Source organism: Mucilaginibacter sp. 21P (assembly GCF_019331605.1).
GTDB classification, from domain to species: Bacteria; Bacteroidota; Bacteroidia; order Sphingobacteriales; family Sphingobacteriaceae; genus Mucilaginibacter; species Mucilaginibacter achroorhodeus.
Genome location: NZ_CP063061.1, coordinates 3,900,441 through 3,925,528, shown reverse-complemented (window position 1 = coordinate 3,925,528; position 25,088 = coordinate 3,900,441). Strand labels below are relative to the sequence as shown.

Below are 25,088 nucleotides of genomic sequence, written 5' to 3'. Positions count from 1 at the left end.
CCTAATGATGATCAGCCAACAAACAGATTCGGCATGGATAAATGTATTCATAACATCAGCGTATACCGATGATGAGCCAATATCCTCTATTTTTAAATACGCAGCATTAGATAAGCTTAAGAAATATAAGGTTGTAAAAAATGCAGATATAGCAGACATTATTCTATTTGTAGAAAACTCCAGGCATGTAGCAGATAGGTTTTACAAAAAACTTAAACAGCATCACCTGGTAAAAAAATATCCTCAAAAGGTATTTATGTATAACCCTCATGACAAGCCCTGGCTGGTTCTGCCTGGTTTGTATGCATCAATGCCTAAACGCTTCTTTAACAAAAACTTTATAGCGGCCTCTCCTTATATCGAAAATATAAATCCCTACATAAAACACGAGTTAGGCATCGCCCCAAAATATCTGTTCACTTTTGTGGGTAGTTCAAATTCGCCCCCGCGGCGTAAGATATTAAGACTTCAGCATCCGAGAGGGATATTGCAGGCATCCTTAAAAAATATGTTTGGCGATAAAGATCACAGGCGTGATAAGATCGATTATGCTGAACTAATTGGGCAAAGTAAGTTTGTATTGTGCCCACGTGGCGCCGGTACATCATCTTTCAGGATATTTGAAACCATGCAGGCAGGCAGGGTGCCGGTTATTATCTCGGATGATTGGGTTGCGCCTCAAGGCCCAGTGTGGAAAGATTTTGCACTTTTTGTAGCCGAACGCGATGTATTTAATATTCCCCTCATATTAGAAAAAGCTGAACATGAATGGGAAGAACGGGCTGCGTTGAGCCGGCAGGCCTGGGAAAATTTTTTCGCTCCGGAAATCATCTTTACCTATCTGCTTGAAAGTATTTTCAGATTACCCAAAACCCAGTCAGAAATTACCTTTTCGTTAAAGGCAAGGCACGTTATACCTTATGCGAGGTATGTTTTCAGGGTTGTATTTATTCAGCCACTAAAGGCTTTGATCGCTTATTAAATATAGCGCAATCCCCTCTGCATATTCTTCATCCTAATAATTGGTCATCACATTAAAATAATTGAAATGAAAGCAGTAATACTTGCCGGCGGGCTGGGTACGCGTATTAGTGAAGAAAGCGGGGTACGCCCTAAGCCAATGGTTGAAATTGCCGGTAAGCCTATTCTTTGGCATATCATGAAGTACTATTCATCATACGGCATAAACGATTTTGTGATTTGTTGTGGCTATAAATCTTACGTTATAAAGGAATATTTCTCCCGTTACTGTCTTAACAATTCAGATGTAACGTTTGATATGACAACTAATAGCATAGATGTGCACAAGCAAAACGCCGAACCCTGGAAGGTTACGCTGGTTGATACCGGTTATAATACGATGACGGGCGGCCGAATAAAACGCGTAAAAGAATACCTGGGCTCCGAAACATTTTGCATGACCTACGGTGATGGTGTAAGCGATGTGAACATCACAGATTTAATTAGTTTTCATCGCACACAAGGTACATTGGCAACGCTTACTGCTGTACAGCAACCCGGAAGGTTTGGAGCGTTCAATTTAGCTGAACAAGATACCCGTATTAACCATTTTCATGAAAAGCCATCGGGCGGTGATATGCCATGGATAAATGGCGGATATTTTGTGCTTGAACCTGAAGTTTTAGATTACATAACCGACGACGAGACCACCTGGGAGCGCGAGCCGATGGAGTACCTTGCCAAACAAGGCGAACTTTCTGCTTACAAACACACCGGCTTTTGGCAGCCTATGGATACACTGCGCGATAAAATGTACCTCGAAGAGCTTTGGGCGGCGGGCAAAGCTGCTTGGTACCCTAAAGCTACAACTACCGCACTATAAAACACTTAATAACTTATCATTTCATGAAAATTTTAATCACAGGAAACATGGGCTATGTTGGCCCGGGCGTTGTAGCGCAATTGCGTGCCGTACTGCCGGATGCTAAGCTTATTGGTTTTGATATGGCTTATTTTGGATCGTGCCTCACCAATGCAGCTATTTTGCCGGAGCGTAAACTTGATGTACAATTATTTGGCGATATACGTAATCTTCCTGCAGAGTTATTACAGGGTGTTGATGCAGTTGTACATTTGGCCGCCATTTCTAACGACCCTATGGGAAGCCGGTTTGAAGATATTACGCTTGACGTAAATTACCGATCGAGCGTGAGACTGGCTGAGATGGCTAAAGATGCAGGGGTTAGATCATTTGTATTTGCTTCAAGCTGCAGCATGTACGGGGCTGCAGAAGGGGCACCGAAAACTGAAGATTCTACGCTGAATCCCCTTACTGCCTATGCGCGATCAAAGGTTTTCACTGAGGCGGATATTAAACCGCTTGCAGATGAAAATTTTACCGTCACATGCCTGCGTTTCGCAACGGCTTGCGGCATGAGCGATCGTTTGCGGTTAGATCTTGTATTAAACGATTTTGTAGCGTGTGCAGTTTCGGCCGGTCATATCAGTATCTTAAGTGATGGCAGCCCATGGCGTCCGCTTATTCATGTTAAAGATATGGCGCTTGCCATTGAGTGGGCTGTGAACCGCGATAGCAAAAACGGAGGGCAGTATTTGGCTGTTAACGCCGGTAGTAACTCCTGGAACTATCAGGTACACCAACTGGCAACTGCCGTTGCAAAAGAAATATCCGGTACACAAATAACCTTGTATACAGATGCGCCGCCGGATAAACGATCTTACTGTGTAAACTTTGATCTGTTCGCCAAACTGGCACCAGCTCATCAGCCCCGTTACAAACTTGAGGGAACTATAAAAGAACTTGCCGAAGGTTTAAACGCTGTAAACTTTACTGATTCAGATTTTAGAAATTCTAAGATGATGCGTTTGAAAGTTTTAACCGGTTTACAGGATACTTGCTTAATAAATGACGACCTGGAGTGGACGGATAAGGTAGCATATATTGCCGAACGTTCATCTCCTTTTGAAACCGTATAATCCATCATCATGATATTTACCGAAACAAAATTAAAGGGAGCATTTACAATTGATGTAAAGCGCCTTGAGGACGATCGTGGCTTTTTTGGCCGCTCATACTGTATGGAAGAGTTTGATATACAGGGACTAAACATAAATGTAATGCAGTCTAATGTTAGTTTCAACAAAAAAAAAGGGACGTTGCGCGGCATGCATATGCAGATTGCGCCTTATGGAGAAACTAAACTGGTACGCTGTACCCGTGGATCTATATATGATGTTATAGTCGATCTGAGGCCAAACTCAGAAACCTATACACAATGGGTAGGTGTAGCACTTTCTGCCGCTACTTACCGGATGCTATATGTACCCGAGGGTTTTGCCCATGGCTTTATTACCATGCAGGATAATACAGATGTTACCTACCAGGTAACCCAAATGTATGTTCCCATAGCTGAAAAAGCCTACAGGTGGGACGATCCTACATTTGATATAAAATGGCCCATAGACCCAGTTGTAGTTTCAGACAAAGACCGGTCGCACGCACCATTTGAGCCGCATATCATGGCGTAATAGTTATTTATACTTCACTCTTAATTTAAACAAAATGATCATAGTTGATACCGCCTTGGCCAAACGCGCGGCCCTAAATAATCCTGTAAAGGTTGCAATGGTAGGTGCCGGCTTTATGGCCAAGGGCATAGCCATACAAATATGTAACTATGTGCCCGGCATAGAGCTTGTTGCAATTGCTAACCGCAATATTGAACATGCTAAAGTTGCTTATAACGAAGCAGATATTTTTGATACAAACATGGTTGATACCGTTGCCCAACTGGAGATAAACATTAAAAAAGGCGTTGTTAGTGTTACTGATGATGCCTTTTTGCTTTGTAAAGCCAATGGGATAGACGCAATAGTTGAGGTTACCGGCGCTGTTGAATTTGGAGCTAACCTTATACTTGCAGCTATTGAAAACCAAAAGCACATCATTTTAATGAACGCTGAAGTTGATGGAACGGTTGGACCGATACTGAAAACTTATGCCGATGAAGCGGGTGTAGTGTATACCAATGTTGATGGTGACCAACCCGGCGTTCAAATGAATTTGTATCGTTTTGTAAAAGCGCTTGGGGTAAAGCCGGTGCTTATAGGTAACATTAAAGGCCTCCACGACCCGTATCGTAATCCAACCACACAAGAGGCGTTTGCAAAAAAATGGGGACAAAAGCCTGCAATGGTCTCTTCATTTGCAGACGGAAGCAAAATATCGTTTGAGCAAGCTATTGTTGCAAATGGTACCGGTATGCAGGTAGCAAAGCGGGGAATGCTTGGCCCAACAGCAGCACCCGGTACGCCGCTTAAAGAAGCCATTGCGCTATATCCCATAGAAGAATTGATCAACAATGGTCCTGGTATTGTTGATTATGTGGTGGCTGCTGAACCAGGGCCCGGCGTGTTTGTAATTGGTACGCATGACCATCCTCGGCAAAAACATTATCTTAATTTATATAAGTTAGGAGAGGGGCCGCTTTATCTTTTTTATACGCCTTATCACTTGTGCCATTTTGAAGTACCAATGACCATTGCGCGTGCGGTTCTGTTTCACGATGCTGCATTAACCCCTTTGGGCAAGCCTTATGTTGAAGTTGTTGCCGCTGCCAAAATCGATCTTAAGGCAGGAGATGTTATTGATGGAATTGGCCATTACATGACCTATGGCCTGTGCGAAAATGCCGATACCGCAGAAATGGAAAACCTGTTACCAATAGGCGTAGCCGAAGATTGCATCCTAAAACGAGATGTTAGTAAAGACACAGTTTTGACCTATGACGATGTTATCCTACCGGAGGGGCGTACAATTGACAGACTTAGAGCGGAACAACGCGCGTATTTTAAATCTGAACATGAATTAAGCAAAAAGGTATAAGCATGTCAAAACTTTCCATATCTCACCGCCTCAATATGGCAGTTGCCGAGCGTAAAAGAGTACTGATAACAGGTGCAGCCGGGTTTCTCGGCTCGCATCTTTGCGATAGATTTATAAAAGAGGATTTCCATGTTATTGGCATGGATAATTTGATAACCGGCGACCTGCGCAACATTGAGCATCTGTTCAAATTCGAGAACTTTGAGTTTTACAACCACGATGTTTCCAAATTTGTGCATGTGCCCGGCGAACTGCATTACATCCTGCATTTTGCCTCGCCGGCCAGTCCTATCGATTATTTGAAGATACCCATCCAAACTTTAAAGGTAGGATCATTGGGTACGCACAACCTGCTGGGTTTGGCTCGTGCTAAAAATGCACGTATGCTTATTGCTTCAACATCAGAGATCTATGGCGACCCAACCGTTAACCCACAGCCTGAAGAATACTGGGGTAACGTAAATACGGTTGGTCCGCGTGGTGTGTATGATGAGGCAAAACGTTTCCAGGAATCCATCACCATGGCTTACCACACCTTTCATGGTTTGGAAACCCGCATTGTGCGCATTTTTAATACCTATGGCCCGCGTATGCGCCTTAATGATGGCCGTGTTTTACCTGCCTTCATCGGCCAGGCTTTGCGTGGCGAGCCGCTGACCATGTTCGGCGATGGTTCGCAAACGCGTTCGTTCTGTTACGTTGATGACCTGATAGAAGGCATTTACCGTTTATTGCTAAGCGACTATGCACAGCCCATGAACATTGGTAACCCGGATGAGATAACCATCAAGGAATTTGGGGAAGAGATCATTAAACTTACCGGCACAAACCAGGAGTTGATAAGCCTGCCCTTGCCAACCGATGATCCAAAGCAACGCAGGCCGGATATTACCAAAGCAAGAGCAATTTTAGGCTGGGAGCCAAAAGTATCCCGTGCGGAAGGTTTGAAGATCACTTACAATTATTTTAAGTCTTTACCGGAACACGAGATAAAACACAAGGATTTTACCTGGTACAATAAAAGTTTATAGGTTGATCTCTACTATTAAAAACACTGAATTTTTGCTTAAAAAATGAAACTTCCTATATTGGTTTTTCGTAAAAGAGTGTAGTTGATATAGCTTACGCTTTGTTCTATAAACAAGGTGCAAAAAGAGTTAATTAACGTACTGCTGCCCTTTAAGAAAATGGACCGCATACACTAATTCTTTAACCAATATGAGTACAGTTATGAGTTCTGAACCAGGCATCTTAAAAAGTATGAACATAGAAGTGGCTGGGTATACCTATACCGTAAATTCAAGCGATATAGCCGATTTTCTAACCGCTTGTGAGGCGTTTATGGCCATACGCGGCAACGAGTTTGAGATAATGACACAGACTATTACAGATACCATTATCGATAATTGCAGTGATAAGCTCACCATGGAAAGTTTGCGCCCGCAACTCAAATTTCTGCGTGAAGTGGGTTATCTTTTAAATGGATTTGTCTCAAATATGGGTGAGTGACCGCTGTTAGATTTCCTGTTGATAATCAATTTAACCTTCATTGATTTTAGCGCTTTGCGATAACTCTTGCACACTGCTCCTTAAAAGCTCGTTATATTTCTCCAACAGTGTTATATATCGGTCTTTCCAATAATTTTCGTCTTTTTCTTCCTTAACCGGCAACCAATCACTTGTTCGAGCCTTGTTTTGGATGTGTTGAAAATCATCTGCGCTAAACAGCGACGGAAAGTCTTTTGAAAAATCATAATTAAGTGCAAGGCCTATACGGTAAATAATTTCCGGTTTTAGCCGTTTTTGCTTGAACCAGTTATATACCGATCTGCGATTAACGTTTGTTAATTTGGCAAGTTCGCTTATACTATACCCATCCCTCCTTATTACTTTTTCTACTATTTGACCAAAATGATCCATTGCTAAATTATGTTTAGGCGACCGCGGTAAAACACAGATGATTTGTCTGGCTGTTACTACGAAAGGCACGTCGAAATATGAGTAATATGATTTTGGCTCACCTTCACAACTAATGCGCAGCCCAGTTGCTCAAGTACCATTAGTATTGATGAACCGTTGATATCGGCTATGTGGCCTTCCTGATTTATAAAAGGCCCGTGGTTGATATAAATCCTATCGCCCACACCAAATTGTTTGTAATTAATAACTTCAAGATTGGTGTCGTTCACGGTTATGATATTCTTTACCCTTTCCATCTCATCTTGCCGTATCTGCACCGGTAAACCGCAATGTTTTACAAAGCTGATAATACCCGGTACTTGTAATACTCTGTTCTGTTCTGACGGCGTAACTTGCACAAAAAGGTATGACTTAAATAGGGGTATTTCCACTGTTTTATAACGATCTGCCCACTTTTTTTTAACCTTTATAATCGGGCAATAGCTAACCAAATCATTGTCAGTTAAAAGTTGACCGGCTTTTTTTTCCCAGTTGGAACGAGTGTATACAACCATCCAGTTTTTCGATGCCGGCATCAAATTTTTTTTTATAACTAACGGTAATTTAGAAGCAAGCATAATGTTAAAGTTTAGCGTTTTGTTTATTGTTGAATTGCAATAATGACTAAATTTAAGTATTAACTAAGCGTGTTAATATTAATTTCAAATTCTGTATAACGATTTGTAATTAAGTGTGAAAATCTGTAAAACTTGGTGTGGTTGATTATTCGATTTAGTGAATAAAGATTGGGCTGCTGTTAAAAACATCCATTATTAAGTGTAGATAATAGCCCAATAATATTTACTTTTTAAATCCAATTGCGGCTGGTAGGTTGCCGTATTATACTGGAAACTTAAATTTCAATCTCTGATTCAGATAAATCTAAGGAAAAGTTGCAAGAAATTTGGTTTGGCCTTTTGTGTTTTGCATCTGTTCAATTATATCCAGTAAATTAATTTCGCCTTGTTCGGCTACGTTGTTAATTTTTTCATAATAAAACGCCAGAATTGGTTCCGGTATTTATATGCATGATAGGTAGACTATTGAGTTATCTGTTTGAATTCGAATTGCCGTATTTACTCAAAGTTGAGACTTTGGATTTTACGTATTAGCAATTGACACGTTTGGCAGATTAGGTAAGTAGACTAAGTGGTTTTTACACTAACTAAACCTTGATGCGAGCGTATTTGCTCACATAGTAGCGAAAGATGTAAGTCTGTTTTATTTTCGCTTTGATAGATATTTAATAAATTGATAATGCGATCGTCATTCAACCCGGTCATTAACAATTCGATGCTCTTGAGTGAGGAAACGGCCACGGCATTTGTTATATTGAGATAATACAGTAGTGCAAGGTTCCGCTCAATAATATTATCACGGGTATTCAAAATGTTATCGAAGGCATTTTCCATAAAGCCGATCAGATCCTTACAGCACATAAAAGAATAATCCAAGTCTGTCAATGCGTAAATTGATTCGAGTACTGAACACCGTCCCTCTGCATTTTGGTAAAAGTTATCAATAAGGCTTCTAGAATCTTCAAAATCGGGATGTGTGCATATTTCAGATAATCGCTCTACAAGATGCGATTCTGCACAATAGAGTTGATTTAGATACCCTGAAAATTGAGTATAGAAAGTCATAGGTCAGTTTTGCACTATTGATGTATAACAAAAATACCATCATGTATTTTTACTATGCGGGTAAATAACACCAAATTACACGGTTAAATACTTCACTTTTTTTAACCGTATTACAAGTCTAATTTTATGGTTACTTTTATCACCTACCTATTAAGCGCAACCGATGCCTGAGACACCCAAGAAGAACGAATTTGCAGAACAAGCAGAAGAAGTAACGGTTGAAGCCGACCCGAGGAATGCATCGTCTGAATCTTTTCCTGTGATAGGGCTTGGCGGATCGGCAGGTTCTTTTCTGTCTTTTGAAAAATTTTTTTCTAAAATGCCGACAGATAGCGGGATGTCTTTTGTGGTTATCATGCATCTTGATCCAAATTACCGCAGTCATCTTGATGAAGTGTTTCAGCGTTTTACTGGCATGCCGGTATCTGAAGCCGTTGACGGTGTGGTTATCGAACCCAATAAAGTGTACCTCATACCCCGTAACAAAGATATGGGTATACATAACAGGCGGTTATTATTAATGCCCGCATCTGAAAATAAAGGTGTACGCCAGCCGATTGATTTTTTTCTGCAAAGCCTTGCTGACGACCAATGGGGGAAAGGGGCGGGGGTTATTTTCTCCGGCATGGGTTCTGACGGTGAAACCGGTATACGTATGCTTAAAGAAAAGCTTGGCGTAACTTTAGTTCAGGACCCCATGACTGCAGAATACGATAGCATGCCCAGGGCTGCCATTGGAACGGGCCTGGTTGATTTTGTGCTTGCGCCGGAGGAGATGCCAAATACCCTGATCCGTTACATGAACCATCCTGCGCTCGCACTGGATTCAGATCAGGAGCGGTTTGCCATGCAAACGGGTAATGCCGTGCAAAAAGTTTTGATGTTGCTACGGTCATACACCGGTAATGATTTTTCTCAATATAAGATGAGCACCATTACCAGAAGAATTGACAGGCGGATAGCTTATTATCAGTTAAAAGATTACGATAGTTACGTAGATCTGCTTAACGAGAACCCCCAGGAAATAAAAACACTTTTTAACGAACTATTAATAGGGGTTACCAAGTTTTTCAGAGATGAGGAAGCTTTTGACAGGTTAAAGTTAAAAGTATATAACCTGCTGAAAAATAAAAGCGCAGACGATCCAATACGTGTTTGGATCGCAGGATGCTCCACCGGGGAAGAAGCTTATTCTATTGCCATGATCGTCATGGAATGCCAGGACCAGGAACCTAATCATATTCAGCGTAAAATACAGATCTACGCTACTGACCTGGATCAGGATGCCTTGGAGTATGCGCGGGCTGGTGTTTATCACAGTAATATTGCTGCTTACGTATCACCAGAGCGGCTGAAGAGGTTTTTTACCAAAAGGGGAAACGAATACATTGTGAACAAGCACATGCGGGAGATGATCGTGTTTGCTCAGCAAAACATCATCAAGGATGCGCCTTTTATACGTCTTGATCTGGTTTGCTGCCGTAATATGCTGATCTATTTTACCGCTGAACTTCAAAAAAGGATTATTCCGCTGTTCTATTACGCAGTTAATCCAGGTGGTTTATTATTAATGGGGCCTGCCGAAACGATCGGGGGCTTTACTGATATGTTCTTATCGGTAGACCATAAATGGAAATTATTTGAACGGATGAAAGGTAATGTACAGGTAACCAGACTGGCCGATTTCCCTTTTAATGTTGCTCCTGTACCATTGCCAGAAAATAAAATAGATAAAAAAGCTCCTATGTTAAACCCGGTAAAGTCGGCAAATGATTTTTTTAATCAAGTTTTGATAGAACACCTTGCACCTGCTGCAATATTGGTAGATAGAAAAGGAACCATTTTATTTACAAATGGAAAAACCGATGAATTATTATCCTTTCCAAGCGGCCAGGCAACCATGAATATTCATAAAATGATACGGGAAGAGTTACGCTACCCGGTAGATTATTGCATAAGTCAAACTTTGGCTGACGAAAAGAATGTGGCTGTGCGCGATGTAAAGCTAAAAGGTGAAAAATCTAACCAGTTGATAAACCTGCGTGCTGTTAGAGTTGAACAAGAAGGAATGCAAGATTCTGTGTTGTTGATTTTTGAAAAATTGATGGCTCCTGTAAAGCGTGGCGCCCGGATAAAGGCTGCAACTGCGGACGAATCTTCCAGGGTGTCTGAGATTGAACGTGAACTCCTGTTTACAAGGCAAAGATTAAATAATACCATTGAGCAAATGGAATCATCAATGGAAGAACTTAAATCAACAAACGAAGAATTGCAGAGCACAAATGAGGAATTGCAGAGTACTAATGAAGAATCGTTGACCACGAAAGAGGAAATGCAATCGTTAAATGAAGAGCTGATGACGATAAATGTGCAATATCAATCGAAGGCAGAAGAGCTTACACGGCTTAACAACGACATGAAAAACCTGCTCGACGTTACCGAGATCGGCACCATCTTCCTTGACAACAACTTAATTATTCTTCGATATACGCCACAGGTTAAAAAGTTATTTAACCTCATCTCAACTGATGTAGGGCGGCCTATTATGCATGTGGTAGATAATTTTGAACAATCACTTAAGGAAGATGATATCAGAGAAGTAATTGAGAAGCTTACGATCAAGGAAATAGACATGAGTACATATGACAAGGAATGGTACCGTGTCAGGATTATGCCTTACCGTACGTCTGATAATTTTATTTCAGGGGCTGTGATCACCTTTACGTTGATAACAGACTTTAAATTAATGCAGTCGCAACTAAACACACTTAAAGAGTATGCAGATGCGATGGCCGAACAATTTACCCAGGCAATGTGCAGGTTAGACAAATCATTGTCTGTCACATACGCAAACCGGGCATTTTTTAATTTTTTTGAAGTGCTTAGGACGGATGTGCTTGGAAAACCGCTGCCCGCTTTTCTTCGCCAGCGCTGGCAAACAGATGCAGCTACCGATACCTTAAATAAATGCATATCGACGGGAATGCCGCAAGAAGCGGCTATTTTGATACCCGGGAGGGACAAAGAAATAATTATCAGGTCTCGTCTTTTTGATGCCGAACTCAAAAGTGACATTTCATTAATGTTGTTTACGATCGATGACGAAACAATCAGCCAACCATAAAGGGGATAAATCATCGGGTGATGTTTACCTTCTCCAGCAACTGCAACTTCACCAGGCTGAGCTGGAAATGCAGAACGATGAACTGAGGTTAGCTAACGAACAGTTGGAACTGCAGCAGTTGAAATTTGCAGTTATCTACGACCTGGCCCCGATAGGATATTTTATTTTAGATCCTGAAGGAATAGTAAATGAGGTAAACAATGCCGGCATGAACATGTTGGGGACAACCAAACACAGGATTCTGAACAAGCGGCTGCACTCATTTTTGTCGCCGGAATACGCTGATCGCTATCACTTTTTTTTTCGGGATCTAATCAGGACCAAGACTAAGCAAAGTTGCCTGCTTAAATTACTTACAGAAAATGCTTCGGAAGTTTACGTACAGGTAGAAGGTATTGCTATATCTCCCGCGGACGCCATGCCGCTTCAGTGCGACATAGCCATGATCGATGTTACTGAACGCGTAAATGCCGACAAAAACCTGATTAAAACTAAAGAGCGGCTCGAACTCGCGCTCGAAGCTTCTGCCTCTGGCACATGGGAACTGGAACCTGATACCATGACCTTTCATCTGGATGATACTAACTTTCAAATATTTGCTATCGAAAACAACGAATTTGACGATAAGTATCAAACCTTTATCAATATGGTTCACCCGGATGACCGTACAAGGGTTGATCAGCACTTTCGGAAATCATTAAATCAGCAAAGCGAAATCGATGTGGTCTGCAGATTTTTAAACTATGCCGGGAGCGAATGTTTTGCAAGTATTCGCGGCCACATCATTCACGAGGAGAACCAGCCAGACCGATTTATCGGTATCATGATGGATATTACTGAGAAAAGACGCATTGAGCAAGAATCCGCCCAATTAAAACATGATCAACAAACGGCTATTGCACTGGCCACATTGGCAGCCGAAGAAAACGAGCGAAAAAGGATAAGTGATGCCCTGCACGACGGGGTAAGCCAGTTGCTATACGGCATTCGTATCCGCCTGTCGGCTTTACAGACTGAAGATAATTTACCTGAGGTGAACGGGGTTAATGCGTTATTAGACGCCGTTATTGATGAAACCAGGAATTTATCCTTTCAACTGGCACCCGCTATCCTCACAGATTTTGGATTGGGAGCAACTCTTGAAGAACTTTGCACGCGGCTGTCTACTGAGCACATGACCATAACAGGCAAACTCAGCGGTTTTGCCAGAAGGTTTTCACTTGATATTGAAATATGTATCTTTCGTATTATACAGGAATTGGTAAACAATGCTATGAAGCATTCAGGCGCCTCAAGAATTGCTATCGACGTACATAAGAATAAACTTATCGAGATCAATGTTACTGATAACGGAAGAGGTTTCCCCCGTACGGCCCCCCAGCAAGTACCAACCGGTGCAGGGCTTACAAGCATTCGGAATCGTGTAAATCTTTATAATGGTACATTAAAAATTGAATCGAACGCCGGCAGCGGTACATCAGTGACCGCGACGTTAAGTTATTTGAGAACTGATAAAGCAGATAGCATATGATACATATTATACTGGCAGAAGACCACCACATTGTTAGGGGAGGGATACGTTCCTTGCTTGAAAAAGAAAAAAACTTTTCAATTACAGGTGAAGCATCAAATGGCGAAGACGTGCTAAATTTACTTGAAAGAGGCGTTAAAGCAAATATTGTTCTGGCAGATATGAATATGCCACAAATAGGTGGGATAGAGCTTGCTGAAAATCTTAAACTAAACTATCCTAACGTAAAGGTAATTATTCTCAGCGCTATGGATAATGAGAAGTATGTGCTTAAAGCATTTAAAGCCGGCGCTAAAGGGTATTTGTTAAAAAGCGTAAGCCCTGATGAATTGGTGTTTGCCATTAAACATACGCACCATTTCACCCAGTATATCTGTTCAGATCTTTCAAGACGGTTCCTCAACAGATTGCTTGCCCTTCCTGACCCTGTAACGCATAAAAACGTTCAGAACATCGATTTTTCGAACCGGGAAATTGAAATAATATCGTTATTGGGAGAGGGTTTTACTAACCAGGAAATTGCAGATAAATTATTTACCAGCAAACGAACTATTGAAAATCAGCGGCAGGCGATGATTGATAAAAGCGGCACTCGCAACACCATTGCACTTGTAAGGTTTGCCATGCTTAATGCTATCATTTAAACTCAGGGAACAAATTTTATTTAGCATTTTGCTCATTTGCCTGTTTGCAATAAAGCTTTAGCAGGTTGTGGTGCTTTTCCAGTAATTCCACATATTTATCTTTCCAGGTGAATCCTCGGCTTTCGTTAAAGGAATGATCATTATCTGAAAATGATCTGACTGAGTCTGATGAGAAATTGAAATCCTCTGTGCTGAGTAATTCCGGTAGGTCTTTTGAGAAATCATACCTTATCAGATTCCCTATTTTAATGATCTGACTTTTGTTTAGCTCCCGCCTTTGAAAAAAATTATACAACGATCTTCTGTTTATCTTAAGTTCTGAAGCCAGTGTACTGATACTGTAACCGCACCGTCTGATTCGATATTCTACTAATTGCCCATGATGTTTTTCCATACTCAGTCTGTTAGCAAGACTAAAAATAGGCCTTTCGGTTTTTCGTTCTGTAGTAAAATTACGCTCGGGATGCTGTATAACTACTCTGTTTTCTTGTAGTTGACGTATCAGAAGAAACCGATTTATTGAAAAGTTCAATTTAATTTAAAAACAAAAAGCCTCTAAATCATACGATTTAGAGGCTTATAATTTCTTGCGGAGAGCTAGGGATTCGAACCCCAGGACCTGTTACAGTCAACAGTTTTCAAGACTGCCGCAATCGACCACTCTGCCAGCTCTCCGGGGACAAAAGTACAAATCCGGCGCGAATTGCCAAATTCGATGTTAACTTTTTTTAAAATAATTGTAAGCTATTGATAGCCAAATTATTATTGCTTATCCGGGTTGGATTTTTTCGATTTGAACGTGTTAAAACGCGGTTTCGCGATCCGAATTGTGCGTTTAGAAAGGTCTACAGATGCATTTAATTCGAAACCGATAAGCAAAACCATTGAGTTTAGATATAACCATATCATTACCACAATGAGGGTGCCTATTGCGCCATACACGCTATTATACGATGAGAAGTTATTGGTATAATAAGTAAACCCGATAGATGTTAGAATAGCCAGTGAGGTGGCTAATATAGACCCAGGGTTAACAAACTTCCAACGGTTCTTATTAGCAGGCCCGTAGCGGTAAAGGATACTTATACTAACGAAGAATATTGCCAGTATGATCAGCCATCGTAGTAAAGCGATCAACAATCCCCAAAAATAACCTTTGCCATCCAGTTTTAATTGCACGTAGTGTATGGCAGCTTGTCCCGCTATCATTATAACAATAGCGATAAGCAAAGCAATACTTATAACCACAGTAAGTACAATGGCTACCAGCCTCCTTTTTATCCAGCTGCGGGTTTCCAAAACCAATGATGACTTATTAAAAGCCTGCATCAGATTACTTACGCCATTTGTTGCAAAATATAAGGCTGTTATCACACCAATGGACAACAATTGTCCGTGTTGTATCTTGATAATATCAACAAGGGTTGTTTTAAAGGCCTCAAATGCGTTATGAGGTAATATCAAGGCGATAAGGTTAAGCAGATAGGTCTGGAAATTATTAATAGGTATGTACGCTATCAGCGTAAACAAAAAGATGATAGCTGGGAATAGCGCCAGCATAAAGTTGTATGCTAAGGCAGCCGCACGGTTATTAAGCGACGACTTCTGTATCTCTGATGCAAAGAATACCAGGACCGTATGCAGCGGCAGAGGCCTAAAACCGGGTATGTAAACGGTTTTGGTCCAGTCGGTAAAGTATTGGTAAAATCTAAAATGCAGTAAAAAGCGATGCAGCCATTTCATCAGCCTTAAAATTACTCAAAAAATGGCTTTAATTTTTCAAGAAATTCGGTAGGGGGCAGGCAAGGGCGATTGGTTTTCATGTTAATGAAAGCCAATAACGTTTCGCCAATATGTATCAATTCATCACGCTCGTTAAACAGATCATAACGGAAATGAATCTTAACGCCGGGCATTTTATCCATTATTACGTTTACGGTTATCTCCTCGTCATAACGGGCCGGTTTTAGGTATTTACACTTCATCTCGAGTACAGGCATCATTATTCCAGAAGCTTCCATCCCGCTATAAGTTAGCCCCAGGCTGCGTAGCATTTCTACACGGCCAACCTCAAAAAACTCGGCATAGTTGCCATAGTACATGTAGCCCATTTGGTCGGTTTCGCCATAGCGTACCCTTATTTTTGTTGCGTTTTGGAACATTAGCGTTTAATATTCCTTTCGTTCAGGGCTTCATGGTATTTGCGGGCGTTCTCGCGATGTCCGGCCTCATCCTTTGCGAAATTGTGATGACCCGAGAAGTCTTCTTTTGCAACCATATAAATGTAATCGTTGTGCTCGTAGTTCAGCACCGCATCGATCGCTGCAATAGACGGCATCATGATTGGCCCAGGTGGCAAACCTTTATACAAATAAGTGTTGTAGGGCGAATTGGTAAGCAGATCGCGTTTAAGCACACGCTTAATAGTAAAATCTTTCAACGCGAAAATTACCGTAGGGTCTGATTCCAGCTTTTGGCCTTTCCTTAAGCGGTTAAGATATAAACCTGCAATGGTTGGCATCTCACTGTCAAACAAAGCCTCAGAATCTACTATAGAAGCCAGTGTGTAAACTTCTTGCGGGCTAAGATTTATTGCAGCCGCTTTTTGCTTGCGCTCCGGCGTCCAGAATTTCTCATAATTAGCGTAAAGGCGTTTAAATAATTTCTCGGGAGTAGTATTCCAATAGATCTGGTAGGTGTTTGGGATAAATACGGTGTAAATATTATCAGTGGTAAGCCCGTACTGCTGCGCAAATTTTGCCGAATCGAGCAATTGCATCATGGCGGCAGAATCAGGTTCCAGATTTTTGCCCACGTAGGCAGCAAATTGTTCCTTTAATCTAAAGTTATGGAAAGAAAAATTAACCGGTTCCTGGTTACCGGCCTTAAGCATATTGATCAAGTTGCGGTTGCTCATCCCTTCCTTCAAGCGATACTTACCGGGTTTTACATTACGGTATTTCATGCTATGGGCAGCCTGCAAAAAGGATGTGGTATCATTCACTATCCCTTCTTTCACAACAGTTTTATAAACATCATCAATGTTTGAGCCTGTTTTAATGTAAAGGTATTTTTGGTTACCAGTTACATTTGGCCCAAAAAAGCGCAGGTAATAAAATACGCCAGTACCGATAAGCGATAGCACAACGATGATAATCAGTGCGATCCAAAATTTTTTCATGTGTATTAAGGTAGATCTTAAATTTAATTTTTTGTTCTCTGCAAAGCTATTAAACCGCCCTTTAAGTTTGTGACATTTTTAAAGCCGTTAGCCTCCAGTATTTCGCAGGCTGCCTCACTGCGTATGCCTGCACTGCAAATAACGATGATCTCATCATTTTTGTTGTACTTAACAGCATCAAGGTTATTGCGAAATTTATTTACCGGGATATTTTGGCCACCTATATTAAAACTATGAAATTCTATTGGCTCCCTTACATCAAGTATTTGCAAAACCGCGCCATTTGTTAGAAGCTCGTACAAGTGTTTAGCATCAATTTGGAACATCAGAGGGTTTGCCTTGCGTAACAGTAAGATTAATGCGGGTGCCAATGCTGGTAGTGCTCAAAGAATCGGTTTTAGCAGGCGATTGCGATACTACTACTACGTTTGCCGAATCTGTGATGGCACCCTGGTAGATAATAGAACCCACTGTGAGTTTAGCCCCGCGAATGGCAAATTTAGCAGCATCAAGGTCTAAGTTAACCAGTTCAGGTATCTCAACTTCGCTGGCGCCTTCGCCGTTGCCCAATACCAGGTCAACCTTTGAGCCTTTCGGTATTTTGGTGCCCGGCTTTATAACCTGGCCGCCCATGCGTACTTCCAGAACGCGGTCGCGGGCAATATCTGATACATAAGAAGTATCGCCTACTTTAATGCCGTAATTTGATAGAACGGCAACGGCCTCGCGATATATGCTTTGTTCAGTAATAATATCCGGTAATGATACATTGGGTGCCTGCTGCGTTACCATGGTAAGATAGATGGTACGGTTTTCTTTTACATTGGTGCCTGCATCAGGGTCTTGTTCTACAATAGTACCCGGCGCCTGGTCTAATACAAAAACAGAATCTATCTTGTAATTAAAGCCCTGGTCTTTTAACACCTGCATGGCTTTGTCTACGTTAATGCCTTTTAAGGATGGAACAGGTATGCCCTGGCCGTGGCGGGTATAGTAACTAAGGCTAAAAAATGCAATAAGTACAATGCCAATAGTTGTTGCTACAACTAATAATATGGTGTTTCGAAATTGCCTGGTTTTTAAATAAGCCCCAAAATTACTCATACCTCTTATTCAGAATTTACCGTCAAACATAACAATTTGATTTGGCAAATTTTAATTGCTTAAACTATAGCTATCTGTTACAGTACATTAAACTTACGTTTTACACTTCGGGCTAATACCATATCTTTGGCTATCATGAATACCATCAACGTAGCCCTTTTGGCCGGCGGTTATACCGGCGAGTACGAAGTTTCGATAAATAGCGCTAAAAATATCGCAGCCAGCCTGGATGCATCAAAGTATAAGGTATATACGATTTTGATTGGCCGCCATAAGTGGATATATGAGGGTGGAGGCGAAAAGATACACGTTGATAAAAACGATTTTTCCATCACTGTTGATGGCGAAAAGGTGAAATTTGAATACGCCTTTATTACCGTGCACGGTACCCCCGGCGAGGACGGTAAACTGCAGGGTTATCTGGATATGATAGGCATCCCCTATAATACCTGCGATGCCACAACATCAGCCATTACTATGAACAAGGCATACACCAAGGCTATTGTTAACGGCATACATGGCTTGCATACGGCTAAGTCGGTTCAATTGCACCAGAAAGATGATCATGATATTGCTGCAATTGCTGCCACGTTAAAATTTCCGCTGTTTATAAAGCCTAACAATGGTGGCAGCAGCGTTGGGATGAGTAAAGTTTATAATGTGAGCGGCCTGCATGAAGCTATTGAAAAAGCTTTTAAGGAAGACGATCAGATCCTGATAGAGGAATTTATAAAGGGCCGAGAATTTAGCATCGGTATTGCCAGACTCAACGGGAAGGTAATCGTGTTGCCTGCCACAGAGATCATCAGCTCGAAAGACTTCTTCGATTATGAAGCGAAGTACACACCCGGTGTTACTAACGAAGTAACTCCGGCTGATATATCTGCCGAAAAGAACAGCCAAATAGCCGAAATAGTGACTCAGGTTTATTTGCGTTTGAATTGCCGTGGAATGACCCGCGTGGATTTTATATTGTTAGAAGATTCTGAGGATTTTTATTTCATCGAGATCAATACCACACCAGGCCAATCGGCCAATAGCTTGATACCGCAACAGGTGAGGGCCGCCGGTATGAACGTTACTGATTTTTATGGTCATTTGATTGAAGGCACCATCAAAGGTTAATTTCATTTAAATGTAAAAGTGGGTAAGATTAGTGCTCAAAGTTTGCATTTAGTTTGAATTATGTAACTTAGAGTATGGCATCTACAGAAACACTCGAAGAATTTTATCAAAATAAATTCAATTGGTTGCCCGATAACCTGAGCAGGGATATTGGGCATTTTAATGTTTTTAGGATAGAGGAATGCTTAAAACCTGGTGCAGCACCTGTCCAATACAGCCGCCGCGAGTTTTATAAGATCAGCCTCTCAACGGGGCGTAGCATTGTACACCACGCCGATAAAAGCATTGAGGTAGATGGGAACACGCTATTATTCTTTAGCCCTAATGTGCCTTATACTATTGAAATGTTTGGCGAAAACCGCCAGGGCTATTTTTGCATATTTACTGAAGCCTTTTTTACTGAAAGTTTGCGTAGCAGCGCGCATGACCTGCCTATGTTTGCTATTGGCGGTCATCCTGCTTATGAATTGGGCGTAGATCAGTTTAATAACGCGGCCGGCATATTTGAAAAAATGCTTGCCGAGATTAATTCTGATTACCGTTTTAAATATGACCTGCTCCGTAACTACGTTACCGAGCTGATACACTACGCTTTAAAGGTGCAACCTGCGGAAACGCTTTATAAACACCCTGATGCCAATTCGCGGATAACTGCAGTATTTACTGAATTATTAGAACGCCAGTTTCCTATAGAAACACCATCTCAGCGCTTTGGCCTGCGGTCGGCTAAGGATTTTGCAGATCAGTTGTCGGTGCATGTTAATCATCTAAACCGTGCTATCAGACAAACAACAGGTAAAACTACCACAAGTCACATTGCTGATCGATTAGTAGCTGAGGCCAAAGCTTTGCTGCGCCATACCAATTGGAACGTATCTGAAATTAGTTACACCTTGGGTTTTGATGAACCGGCCCATTTCAATAACTTTTTTAAAAAGCAGACCAATACTACCCCCTCTAATTTCAGGATTGTTTGATTTTTGTAAGTAATGGTTTGAATAGCGCAAACGCTTCCGCCCTTTGCAGATATAAATTTGTGATATTAAAAATCACAGAAATTTATGGAAAGCAAAAGAACATGGTTTATTACAGGGGCCTCAAAAGGTTTTGGTTTAAGCCTGGTGAAGCAGTTGCTGGCTGCAGGTCAGCGTGTAGTTGCTACCTCCAGGAACTTAACCGAATTGGTTGATGCAGCTGGTAAAGCCGGCGAAAACTTTTTACCATTACAGGTAGATCTTACCAATGAAAGCAGCGTTGCAGCTGCAATCGAATCAGCACATACAAAATTTAAGACCATTGATGTAGTTATTAATAACGCAGGCTACGGTATAGGCGGCAGTATTGAAGAACTTACGGACCGCGAAACCCGCGATAGCTTTGATGTTAACGTTTTTGGTACCATCAACGTTATCCGTAAGGTAATGCCTGTTCTACGTCAACAGCAGTCAGGCCACATCATTAATATTGCTTCAATAGCGGGTATAACAGGTGTAACGGGCTGGGCAGTGTACGCAGCAACCAAATTCTCTGTAGTTGGTCTTTCAGAAGTACTGGCAGATGATGTGCGCTCATTCGGTGTAAAAGTAACAGTGGTTGCGCCCGGTGCATTTCGCACCAGTTTCCTTACGAACGAATCTTTAGTGATAGCCGAGCATCCGATAGATGCTTACCGCGAGGTACGCGAAATGCACACCCGCTATCTCGATATGAACGGTAGCCAGGCTGGCGACCCCGAAAAAGCAGCAAAGGCGATAATCGATATTGCCGGGGGAGAAAACCCGCCGCTTTACCTTCTGTTAGGTTCAGACGCATATGATCGCGCCATGAGCAAGCTCGATAAACTTGAAAAGGAATTTAAGCTTAACGAAGAACTGAGCCGCGCAATGGCTTACAACGCTTAATTATTAAAATCACTCAAACTTAATCAACATGCAAAACAAGAAAATATAATTTATAACCGGTGCCTCTAAGGGCCTTGGGCTGGCATTGGTTACCCAGGCGCTGCAAGCCGGGCATAAAGTTGCAGCAACATCTCGTAATTTAAACGCGTTGGAGCAGGGTGTTACTAATCACCCGCATTTTTTACCACTGCAAATGGATGTAACTAATGAAAAAAGTGTCGCAGAAGCCATTGCAAAAGCTATAGCACATTTTGGCAGGGTAGACGTTGTGGTTAACAACGCCGGTTACGGACTTACCGGTAGTCTTGAGGAATTGACAGATGCGGAAGCTCGCGAAAACTTTAACATTAATGTATTCGGTTCGTTAAATGTTATCCGTACCGTGATGCCATTCTTCAGGCAACAAGGCGCTGGTCACATTTTTAATATATCTTCCATCGGCGGTTTTACCGGTAACTATCCAGGCTTTGGTATTTATTGCGCAACTAAGTTTGCCGTTCAAGGCTTTACCGAATCTTTGCATGCAGAAGTGAAGCCATTCGGTATCAACGCAACGGTAGTATCTCCGGGATATTTCCGCACTAACTTTTTAGAAGCTGATTCACTGGTGACGCCTAAAAATGAAATCGCGGAGTACCACGAAGTAAGAGAAGTCCAGTCGGCACATCAGCATCAGATCAACGGGAACCAGCCTGGCGATCCGGTAAAAGCTGCGCACGCGATTATTGCCGTGGCAGAGTCTGCAAATCCGCCTTTGCACTTGTTTTTAGGGCAGGATGCCTATGACCTTGCCTATCAAAAAATGGGCAGGCTAACAAAGGATTTGGAGTGCTGGCGTGTTGTTGGTACAACCACCGCCTTTGATGAAATTACAGCTTAAATAAATAGGGCAATGGCACCGAACAAACACGGTGTTATTGCTGTTTATATCTATCGGCTGCTGTTGTAGCCAAACGAAAAACTAACTTATAAAAATAAATATCATTATGATTTCAGCAAAAAGTTACGCCGCACAAACCCCTGAAACAGATCTTGCTCCATGGGATTTTGAGCGCCGCGAAGTTGGCCCTCACGACATACAATTCGATATTCTTTACTGTGGCGTGTGCCACTCAGATCTTCACCAGATCAAAAACGACTGGTTTCCGGGAATATTCCCGATGGTGCCGGGCCATGAGATTGTTGGCCGTGTGGTGAAAGTGGGCGATCACGTTAAAAATTTCAAGGTTGGTGACCTTGCCGGTACCGGTTGTATGGTAGACTCTTGCCAGGTTTGTGAGAACTGCAAGCAAGATCTTGAGCAATACTGCTTAGAGGGCAACACCCAAACTTATAACAGCATGGAGCGCGATGGCTCTCGCCCAACGTACGGTGGTTACTCTAACACTATTGTTGTGCGCGAGGAGTTTGTGCTGCATATTTCAGAAGATGTTGATTTGGCTGCAACTGCACCTTTGCTTTGTGCAGGTATCACCACCTATTCGCCGTTGCGTCACTGGGGCGTTGGCAAAGGCCATAAATTAGCCGTTTTAGGCCTTGGTGGTTTAGGCCACATGGGCGTTAAATTTGGTGTAGCCTTTGGAGCTGAGGTTACTGTATTGAGTACTTCTGCAAATAAGGAAGAAGATGCTAAAAAATTAGGCGCTCACCATTTCGTAATTACTAAAGATGCTGAGCAAATGAAAGCTGCTGCAGGTACATTTGATTTTATATTGGATACCGTTTCTGCAGAGCACGATATGGATGCTTACCTTAAGTTGCTAAGAACAAATGGTGTAATGATGTGCGTGGGCGTACCATCAAAACCATACTCTATCCAGCCGTTCTCATTATTGGGCGGCCGTAAAAGCGTGGCAGGTTCAGGTATTGGCGGTATTAAAGAAACCCAGGAAATGCTTGATTTCTGCGCTGCTAACAATATAGTGTCTGATATCGAGATGATCGATATTAAAGATATTACCGCAGCTTATGAGCGCATGGTAAAAGGCGATGTACGTTACCGTTTTGTGATAGATATGGCTACGCTGTAGGCGCTTATCGGTTTAATAAATTCATTAAAGGCGAATAACCGTTTGGTTGTTCGCCTTATTTATTTGTCCATGAACTTATTGGCAAATCAACTGTATTGTTCATGTGCAACGCGTAATTCCTTATCTGTTACTGATCTTTGGTTTGGCAGCCTGCCATAACCCCGAACCTACCTACGTAATAACTGCGGGCGGCGACACCGTTGCTAATAACAGGAGAGATACCCTGCCGTCGGCTTTGCCGGATAGCGCGGGGCTGTTCACCAAAGTTGATGTAGGCAATTTAAAGCCCTTAGAATTAGTCTCTTTCGCACAGAAATTAAAGGGAATACCATACAAATATGCCTCAACAGATCCAACGCAAGGTTTTGATTGTTCCGGCTTCATTACTTATGTGTTCAATCACTTCGGCATTATTGTGCCGAGGCGTTCATTTGATTTTTTGCACGTAAAACGTGATGTTGATATCAACGCAGCCAAACCCGGCGACCTGATACTATTCACCGGCACCGATGAAACAGACAGGGATGTTGGCCACATGGGTATTATTGCTTTTCATTCTCCGGATTCTACGATTTTTATCCATTCAACATCCGGCCACAACAATAAGGGCGTTGTAGAAACACCATTAAACGAATACTACAAAAAACGTTACGTTAAAACAGTACGGCTATTTGCTGATTAATAATTTATATATCTTGCAGATAGACAAGCCATATCCAAATGACCGAGAAAGAAAAAATGATAGCCGGGCAACCCTACATCGCCAATGACCCCGAACTGGCCGAAGAGCGTAAACGTTGCAAGCAACTTTTAAAAAAATTAAACATTGATGAGTTTGTCGTTGACGAGGCTACCGATGATATACTGGCCGAGTTGATACCCAACGCCGGTAAAAACCTGTACATAGAACCACCTTTCCATGCCGACTACGGATACAACATAGTGACAGGCGACAATGTATACTTTAACGTTAGCTGTGTGGTGCTTGATGTTTGTAAAGTAACCATTGGCAACAATGTGTTTTTTGCTCCTGCGGTGCAGGTTTACACAGCAACCCATCCCTTGGATGCTGTATTGAGGCGGAGCCAGGAAAGCGGCAAACCAGTTACTATCGGTAACGATTGCTGGATCGGCGGAGGCGCCATTATCTGCCCTGGTGTTACCATAGGAAACCGCTGCGTGATAGGGGCAGGGGCGGTAGTTACAAAGGATATTCCTGATGACTCCTTAGCAGTAGGTAACCCCGCCACAATTATCAGAAAGCTGGAGCACAGCGATGAGAACTAATTTTTAATAAACGCGAGAGTACTATTTTTAAACTGCGGTTTCTGCAATTGCCTGCGCAAGCCTTCAAAGCTTTTGGTTGGGCCTTCGGTAGCAAACAGGTTTACCAGCCAGGCAGGTAATGCACCTGCAGGATTTACGTGCAAGGTATACTCAACCTTTGATCGACCGCCCTCTACGGGTGCGATAACCCATTTCCCGGTTGATTCAGTAACCCTAACGATATCTTCTTTAACAGGTACAAGTCCGTCAACAGCGGGGCCGTTCACAGTAACTACTTTGGTTTCGGGATTTTGTGTCGCAGTCAAATGCGCTGTAAAATCACGGTTTGAAGCCGGCCAAGGCAAGCTAACTTCCGAATAATAGTATAACTCGTTAGCTGCAGGTTGCTTTAGTAGTTTAATTGATTTGGTGTGGTAAACCCATTCTGTACAGGTGTTTACGTCAAGCAGCACCGCAGTTATTTGAGCGGGGCTGGCATTAAACGTGCACTCAACCTTTATGGCTTTAAATTTTGAATTGGTAATGCTGCCTGTGTAAACCTTTATTCCATTTGTGTTTGATCTTAGCAGCCAGTCGGTTTGAGCAAACGCAGAAAAAGAAATACTGATAGCAATTGCAAGGCTTAGAACGTTCTTTAACATTGTAACAAAATTAACGATCAAAAATACACAGGTACTATAAAACAAATGTCA

Annotated in this window: 26 protein-coding genes and 1 tRNA gene; 17 read left to right on the top strand and 10 right to left on the bottom strand. The window is 42.0% G+C overall.

Going from position 1 to position 25,088, the window contains the following annotated elements; genetic code table 11:
• Positions 1–4: 4 nt before the first annotated feature.
• The 7 genes from INP83_RS17460 (at position 5) to INP83_RS17430 (ending at position 6,376) form a co-directional block, all read left to right on the top strand.
• A complete protein-coding gene (locus tag INP83_RS17460) occupies positions 5–982 on the top strand; it encodes an exostosin family protein (RefSeq protein ID WP_219125280.1) in 978 nt (325 codons plus the stop codon).
• Positions 983–1,048: 66 nt separating this feature from the next.
• Positions 1,049–1,843 (top strand): glucose-1-phosphate cytidylyltransferase, encoded by a 795-nt coding sequence (rfbF, locus tag INP83_RS17455; protein WP_219125279.1) that lies wholly within the window; start codon positions 1,049–1,051, stop codon positions 1,841–1,843.
• Positions 1,844–1,866: 23 nt separating this feature from the next.
• Positions 1,867–2,958, top strand: coding sequence for an NAD(P)-dependent oxidoreductase (locus INP83_RS17450; RefSeq protein ID WP_219125278.1), 1,092 nt, complete (start codon positions 1,867–1,869; stop codon positions 2,956–2,958).
• 9 nt (positions 2,959–2,967) lie between these two features.
• The gene (gene rfbC / locus INP83_RS17445; RefSeq protein WP_219125277.1) at positions 2,968–3,510 is read left to right on the top strand and encodes a dTDP-4-dehydrorhamnose 3,5-epimerase; all 543 of its coding nucleotides are present in this window, start codon (positions 2,968–2,970) and stop codon (positions 3,508–3,510) included.
• A 34-nt stretch (positions 3,511–3,544) separates the two neighbouring features.
• On the top strand, positions 3,545–4,867 hold the full coding sequence (locus tag INP83_RS17440) for an NAD(P)H-dependent oxidoreductase (protein WP_219125276.1): 1,323 nt from the start codon (positions 3,545–3,547) through the stop codon (positions 4,865–4,867).
• Between the two features lie 2 nt (positions 4,868–4,869).
• Entirely contained in the window at positions 4,870–5,898 is a 1,029-nt protein-coding gene (locus tag INP83_RS17435; protein ID WP_255563182.1) for a UDP-glucuronic acid decarboxylase family protein, read from the top strand.
• Positions 5,899–6,097: 199 nt separating this feature from the next.
• A complete protein-coding gene (locus INP83_RS17430) occupies positions 6,098–6,376 on the top strand; it encodes a hypothetical protein (RefSeq protein WP_219125275.1) in 279 nt (92 codons plus the stop codon).
• 30 nt (positions 6,377–6,406) lie between these two features.
• On the opposite strand, the gene INP83_RS17425 is transcribed toward INP83_RS17430, so the two are convergent.
• Positions 6,407–6,787, bottom strand: a complete 381-nt coding sequence (locus INP83_RS17425) for a helix-turn-helix domain-containing protein (protein ID WP_146270175.1) — start codon at positions 6,785–6,787, stop codon at positions 6,407–6,409.
• Between the two features lie 56 nt (positions 6,788–6,843).
• Complete coding sequence (locus INP83_RS17420; RefSeq protein WP_255563318.1) at positions 6,844–7,341, bottom strand: UpxY family transcription antiterminator; 498 nt, start codon at positions 7,339–7,341, stop codon at positions 6,844–6,846.
• Between the two features lie 1,291 nt (positions 7,342–8,632).
• On the opposite strand from INP83_RS17420, the gene INP83_RS17415 reads away from it, so the two are divergent.
• From INP83_RS17415 to INP83_RS17405, 3 genes are read left to right on the top strand one after another with little or no spacing between them, the layout of a single operon-like run.
• The gene (locus tag INP83_RS17415) at positions 8,633–11,593 is read left to right on the top strand and encodes a CheR family methyltransferase (RefSeq protein WP_219125273.1); all 2,961 of its coding nucleotides are present in this window, start codon (positions 8,633–8,635) and stop codon (positions 11,591–11,593) included.
• Positions 11,568–13,124 (top strand): PAS domain-containing protein, encoded by a 1,557-nt coding sequence (locus INP83_RS17410; RefSeq protein WP_219125272.1) that lies wholly within the window; start codon positions 11,568–11,570, stop codon positions 13,122–13,124. Before INP83_RS17415 ends, INP83_RS17410 begins: the two co-directional genes overlap by 26 nt.
• A complete protein-coding gene (locus INP83_RS17405) occupies positions 13,121–13,768 on the top strand; it encodes a response regulator transcription factor (RefSeq protein ID WP_219125271.1) in 648 nt (215 codons plus the stop codon). The genes INP83_RS17410 and INP83_RS17405 overlap by 4 nt, the downstream gene beginning before the upstream one ends.
• A gap of 16 nt (positions 13,769–13,784) precedes the next feature.
• Here the strand turns inward: INP83_RS17405 and INP83_RS17400 are convergent, their stop codons facing one another.
• From INP83_RS17400 to INP83_RS17370, 7 genes are all read right to left on the bottom strand, one after another.
• Positions 13,785–14,162 carry a hypothetical protein gene (locus INP83_RS17400; RefSeq protein ID WP_219125270.1) on the bottom strand — a complete coding sequence of 126 codons (378 nt, stop codon included), beginning with the start codon at positions 14,160–14,162 and terminating at the stop codon, positions 13,785–13,787.
• A gap of 196 nt (positions 14,163–14,358) precedes the next feature.
• A tRNA-Ser gene (locus tag INP83_RS17395) sits at positions 14,359–14,443 on the bottom strand.
• Between the two features lie 87 nt (positions 14,444–14,530).
• On the bottom strand, positions 14,531–15,511 hold the full coding sequence (locus INP83_RS17390) for a YihY/virulence factor BrkB family protein (protein ID WP_146270145.1): 981 nt from the start codon (positions 15,509–15,511) through the stop codon (positions 14,531–14,533).
• Positions 15,512–15,522: 11 nt separating this feature from the next.
• Positions 15,523–15,930 carry a thioesterase family protein gene (locus INP83_RS17385; RefSeq protein WP_219125269.1) on the bottom strand — a complete coding sequence of 136 codons (408 nt, stop codon included), beginning with the start codon at positions 15,928–15,930 and terminating at the stop codon, positions 15,523–15,525.
• Positions 15,930–16,949, bottom strand: a complete 1,020-nt coding sequence (mltG, locus tag INP83_RS17380) for an endolytic transglycosylase MltG (RefSeq protein ID WP_219125268.1) — start codon at positions 16,947–16,949, stop codon at positions 15,930–15,932. The genes INP83_RS17385 and mltG overlap by 1 nt, the downstream gene beginning before the upstream one ends.
• Positions 16,950–16,972: 23 nt before the next feature.
• Positions 16,973–17,275 (bottom strand): rhodanese-like domain-containing protein, encoded by a 303-nt coding sequence (locus tag INP83_RS17375; protein WP_219125267.1) that lies wholly within the window; start codon positions 17,273–17,275, stop codon positions 16,973–16,975.
• On the bottom strand, positions 17,262–18,053 hold the full coding sequence (locus INP83_RS17370; protein WP_219125266.1) for a PASTA domain-containing protein: 792 nt from the start codon (positions 18,051–18,053) through the stop codon (positions 17,262–17,264). Before INP83_RS17370 ends, INP83_RS17375 begins: the two co-directional genes overlap by 14 nt.
• A 135-nt stretch (positions 18,054–18,188) precedes the next feature.
• Here INP83_RS17370 and INP83_RS17365 point away from each other — a divergent pair, with 135 nt between their 5' ends.
• The 7 genes from INP83_RS17365 (at position 18,189) to INP83_RS17335 (ending at position 24,396) form a co-directional block, all read left to right on the top strand.
• Positions 18,189–19,178 (top strand): D-alanine--D-alanine ligase, encoded by a 990-nt coding sequence (locus INP83_RS17365; protein ID WP_219125265.1) that lies wholly within the window; start codon positions 18,189–18,191, stop codon positions 19,176–19,178.
• Between the two features lie 74 nt (positions 19,179–19,252).
• The gene (locus INP83_RS17360; RefSeq protein ID WP_146270132.1) at positions 19,253–20,155 is read left to right on the top strand and encodes an AraC family transcriptional regulator; all 903 of its coding nucleotides are present in this window, start codon (positions 19,253–19,255) and stop codon (positions 20,153–20,155) included.
• An 84-nt stretch (positions 20,156–20,239) separates the two neighbouring features.
• A complete protein-coding gene (locus tag INP83_RS17355) occupies positions 20,240–21,079 on the top strand; it encodes an SDR family NAD(P)-dependent oxidoreductase (protein WP_219125264.1) in 840 nt (279 codons plus the stop codon).
• A gap of 52 nt (positions 21,080–21,131) precedes the next feature.
• Positions 21,132–21,959, top strand: a complete 828-nt coding sequence (locus INP83_RS17350) for an oxidoreductase (protein WP_255563317.1) — start codon at positions 21,132–21,134, stop codon at positions 21,957–21,959.
• Positions 21,960–22,065: 106 nt separating this feature from the next.
• The gene (locus INP83_RS17345) at positions 22,066–23,109 is read left to right on the top strand and encodes an NAD(P)-dependent alcohol dehydrogenase (RefSeq protein ID WP_219125263.1); all 1,044 of its coding nucleotides are present in this window, start codon (positions 22,066–22,068) and stop codon (positions 23,107–23,109) included.
• Between the two features lie 103 nt (positions 23,110–23,212).
• Complete coding sequence (locus INP83_RS17340; RefSeq protein WP_186458720.1) at positions 23,213–23,791, top strand: C40 family peptidase; 579 nt, start codon at positions 23,213–23,215, stop codon at positions 23,789–23,791.
• A 38-nt stretch (positions 23,792–23,829) separates the two neighbouring features.
• The gene (locus INP83_RS17335) at positions 23,830–24,396 is read left to right on the top strand and encodes a sugar O-acetyltransferase (RefSeq protein ID WP_146270122.1); all 567 of its coding nucleotides are present in this window, start codon (positions 23,830–23,832) and stop codon (positions 24,394–24,396) included.
• Here INP83_RS17335 and INP83_RS17330 read toward each other — a convergent pair.
• A complete protein-coding gene (locus INP83_RS17330; protein WP_146270120.1) occupies positions 24,393–25,037 on the bottom strand; it encodes an START domain-containing protein in 645 nt (214 codons plus the stop codon). The genes INP83_RS17335 and INP83_RS17330 overlap by 4 nt on opposite strands.
• Between the last annotated feature and the right edge of the window lie 51 nt (positions 25,038–25,088).

Excerpts from the sequence above, each read along its gene's own strand:
- INP83_RS17460 (WP_219125280.1), top strand. The coding sequence starts at position 5 with ATGATGATCAGCCAACAAACAGATTCGGCATGGATAAATGTATTCATA.
- rfbF (WP_219125279.1), top strand. The coding sequence starts at position 1,049 with ATGAAAGCAGTAATACTTGCCGGCGGGCTGGGTACGCGTATTAGTGAA.
- INP83_RS17450 (WP_219125278.1), top strand. The coding sequence starts at position 1,867 with ATGAAAATTTTAATCACAGGAAACATGGGCTATGTTGGCCCGGGCGTT.
- rfbC (WP_219125277.1), top strand. The coding sequence starts at position 2,968 with ATGATATTTACCGAAACAAAATTAAAGGGAGCATTTACAATTGATGTA.
- INP83_RS17440 (WP_219125276.1), top strand. The coding sequence starts at position 3,545 with ATGATCATAGTTGATACCGCCTTGGCCAAACGCGCGGCCCTAAATAAT.
- INP83_RS17435 (WP_255563182.1), top strand. The coding sequence starts at position 4,870 with ATGTCAAAACTTTCCATATCTCACCGCCTCAATATGGCAGTTGCCGAG.
- INP83_RS17430 (WP_219125275.1), top strand. The coding sequence starts at position 6,098 with ATGAGTTCTGAACCAGGCATCTTAAAAAGTATGAACATAGAAGTGGCT.
- INP83_RS17425 (WP_146270175.1), bottom strand. The coding sequence starts at position 6,787 with ATGGATCATTTTGGTCAAATAGTAGAAAAAGTAATAAGGAGGGATGGG.
- INP83_RS17420 (WP_255563318.1), bottom strand. The coding sequence starts at position 7,341 with ATGGTTGTATACACTCGTTCCAACTGGGAAAAAAAAGCCGGTCAACTT.
- INP83_RS17415 (WP_219125273.1), top strand. The coding sequence starts at position 8,633 with ATGCCTGAGACACCCAAGAAGAACGAATTTGCAGAACAAGCAGAAGAA.
- INP83_RS17410 (WP_219125272.1), top strand. The coding sequence starts at position 11,568 with ATGACGAAACAATCAGCCAACCATAAAGGGGATAAATCATCGGGTGAT.
- INP83_RS17405 (WP_219125271.1), top strand. The coding sequence starts at position 13,121 with ATGATACATATTATACTGGCAGAAGACCACCACATTGTTAGGGGAGGG.
- INP83_RS17400 (WP_219125270.1), bottom strand. The coding sequence starts at position 14,162 with ATGGAAAAACATCATGGGCAATTAGTAGAATATCGAATCAGACGGTGC.
- INP83_RS17390 (WP_146270145.1), bottom strand. The coding sequence starts at position 15,511 with ATGAAATGGCTGCATCGCTTTTTACTGCATTTTAGATTTTACCAATAC.
- INP83_RS17385 (WP_219125269.1), bottom strand. The coding sequence starts at position 15,930 with ATGTTCCAAAACGCAACAAAAATAAGGGTACGCTATGGCGAAACCGAC.
- mltG (WP_219125268.1), bottom strand. The coding sequence starts at position 16,949 with ATGAAAAAATTTTGGATCGCACTGATTATCATCGTTGTGCTATCGCTT.
- INP83_RS17375 (WP_219125267.1), bottom strand. The coding sequence starts at position 17,275 with ATGTTCCAAATTGATGCTAAACACTTGTACGAGCTTCTAACAAATGGC.
- INP83_RS17370 (WP_219125266.1), bottom strand. The coding sequence starts at position 18,053 with ATGAGTAATTTTGGGGCTTATTTAAAAACCAGGCAATTTCGAAACACC.
- INP83_RS17365 (WP_219125265.1), top strand. The coding sequence starts at position 18,189 with ATGAATACCATCAACGTAGCCCTTTTGGCCGGCGGTTATACCGGCGAG.
- INP83_RS17360 (WP_146270132.1), top strand. The coding sequence starts at position 19,253 with ATGGCATCTACAGAAACACTCGAAGAATTTTATCAAAATAAATTCAAT.
- INP83_RS17355 (WP_219125264.1), top strand. The coding sequence starts at position 20,240 with ATGGAAAGCAAAAGAACATGGTTTATTACAGGGGCCTCAAAAGGTTTT.
- INP83_RS17345 (WP_219125263.1), top strand. The coding sequence starts at position 22,066 with ATGATTTCAGCAAAAAGTTACGCCGCACAAACCCCTGAAACAGATCTT.
- INP83_RS17335 (WP_146270122.1), top strand. The coding sequence starts at position 23,830 with ATGACCGAGAAAGAAAAAATGATAGCCGGGCAACCCTACATCGCCAAT.
- INP83_RS17330 (WP_146270120.1), bottom strand. The coding sequence starts at position 25,037 with ATGTTAAAGAACGTTCTAAGCCTTGCAATTGCTATCAGTATTTCTTTT.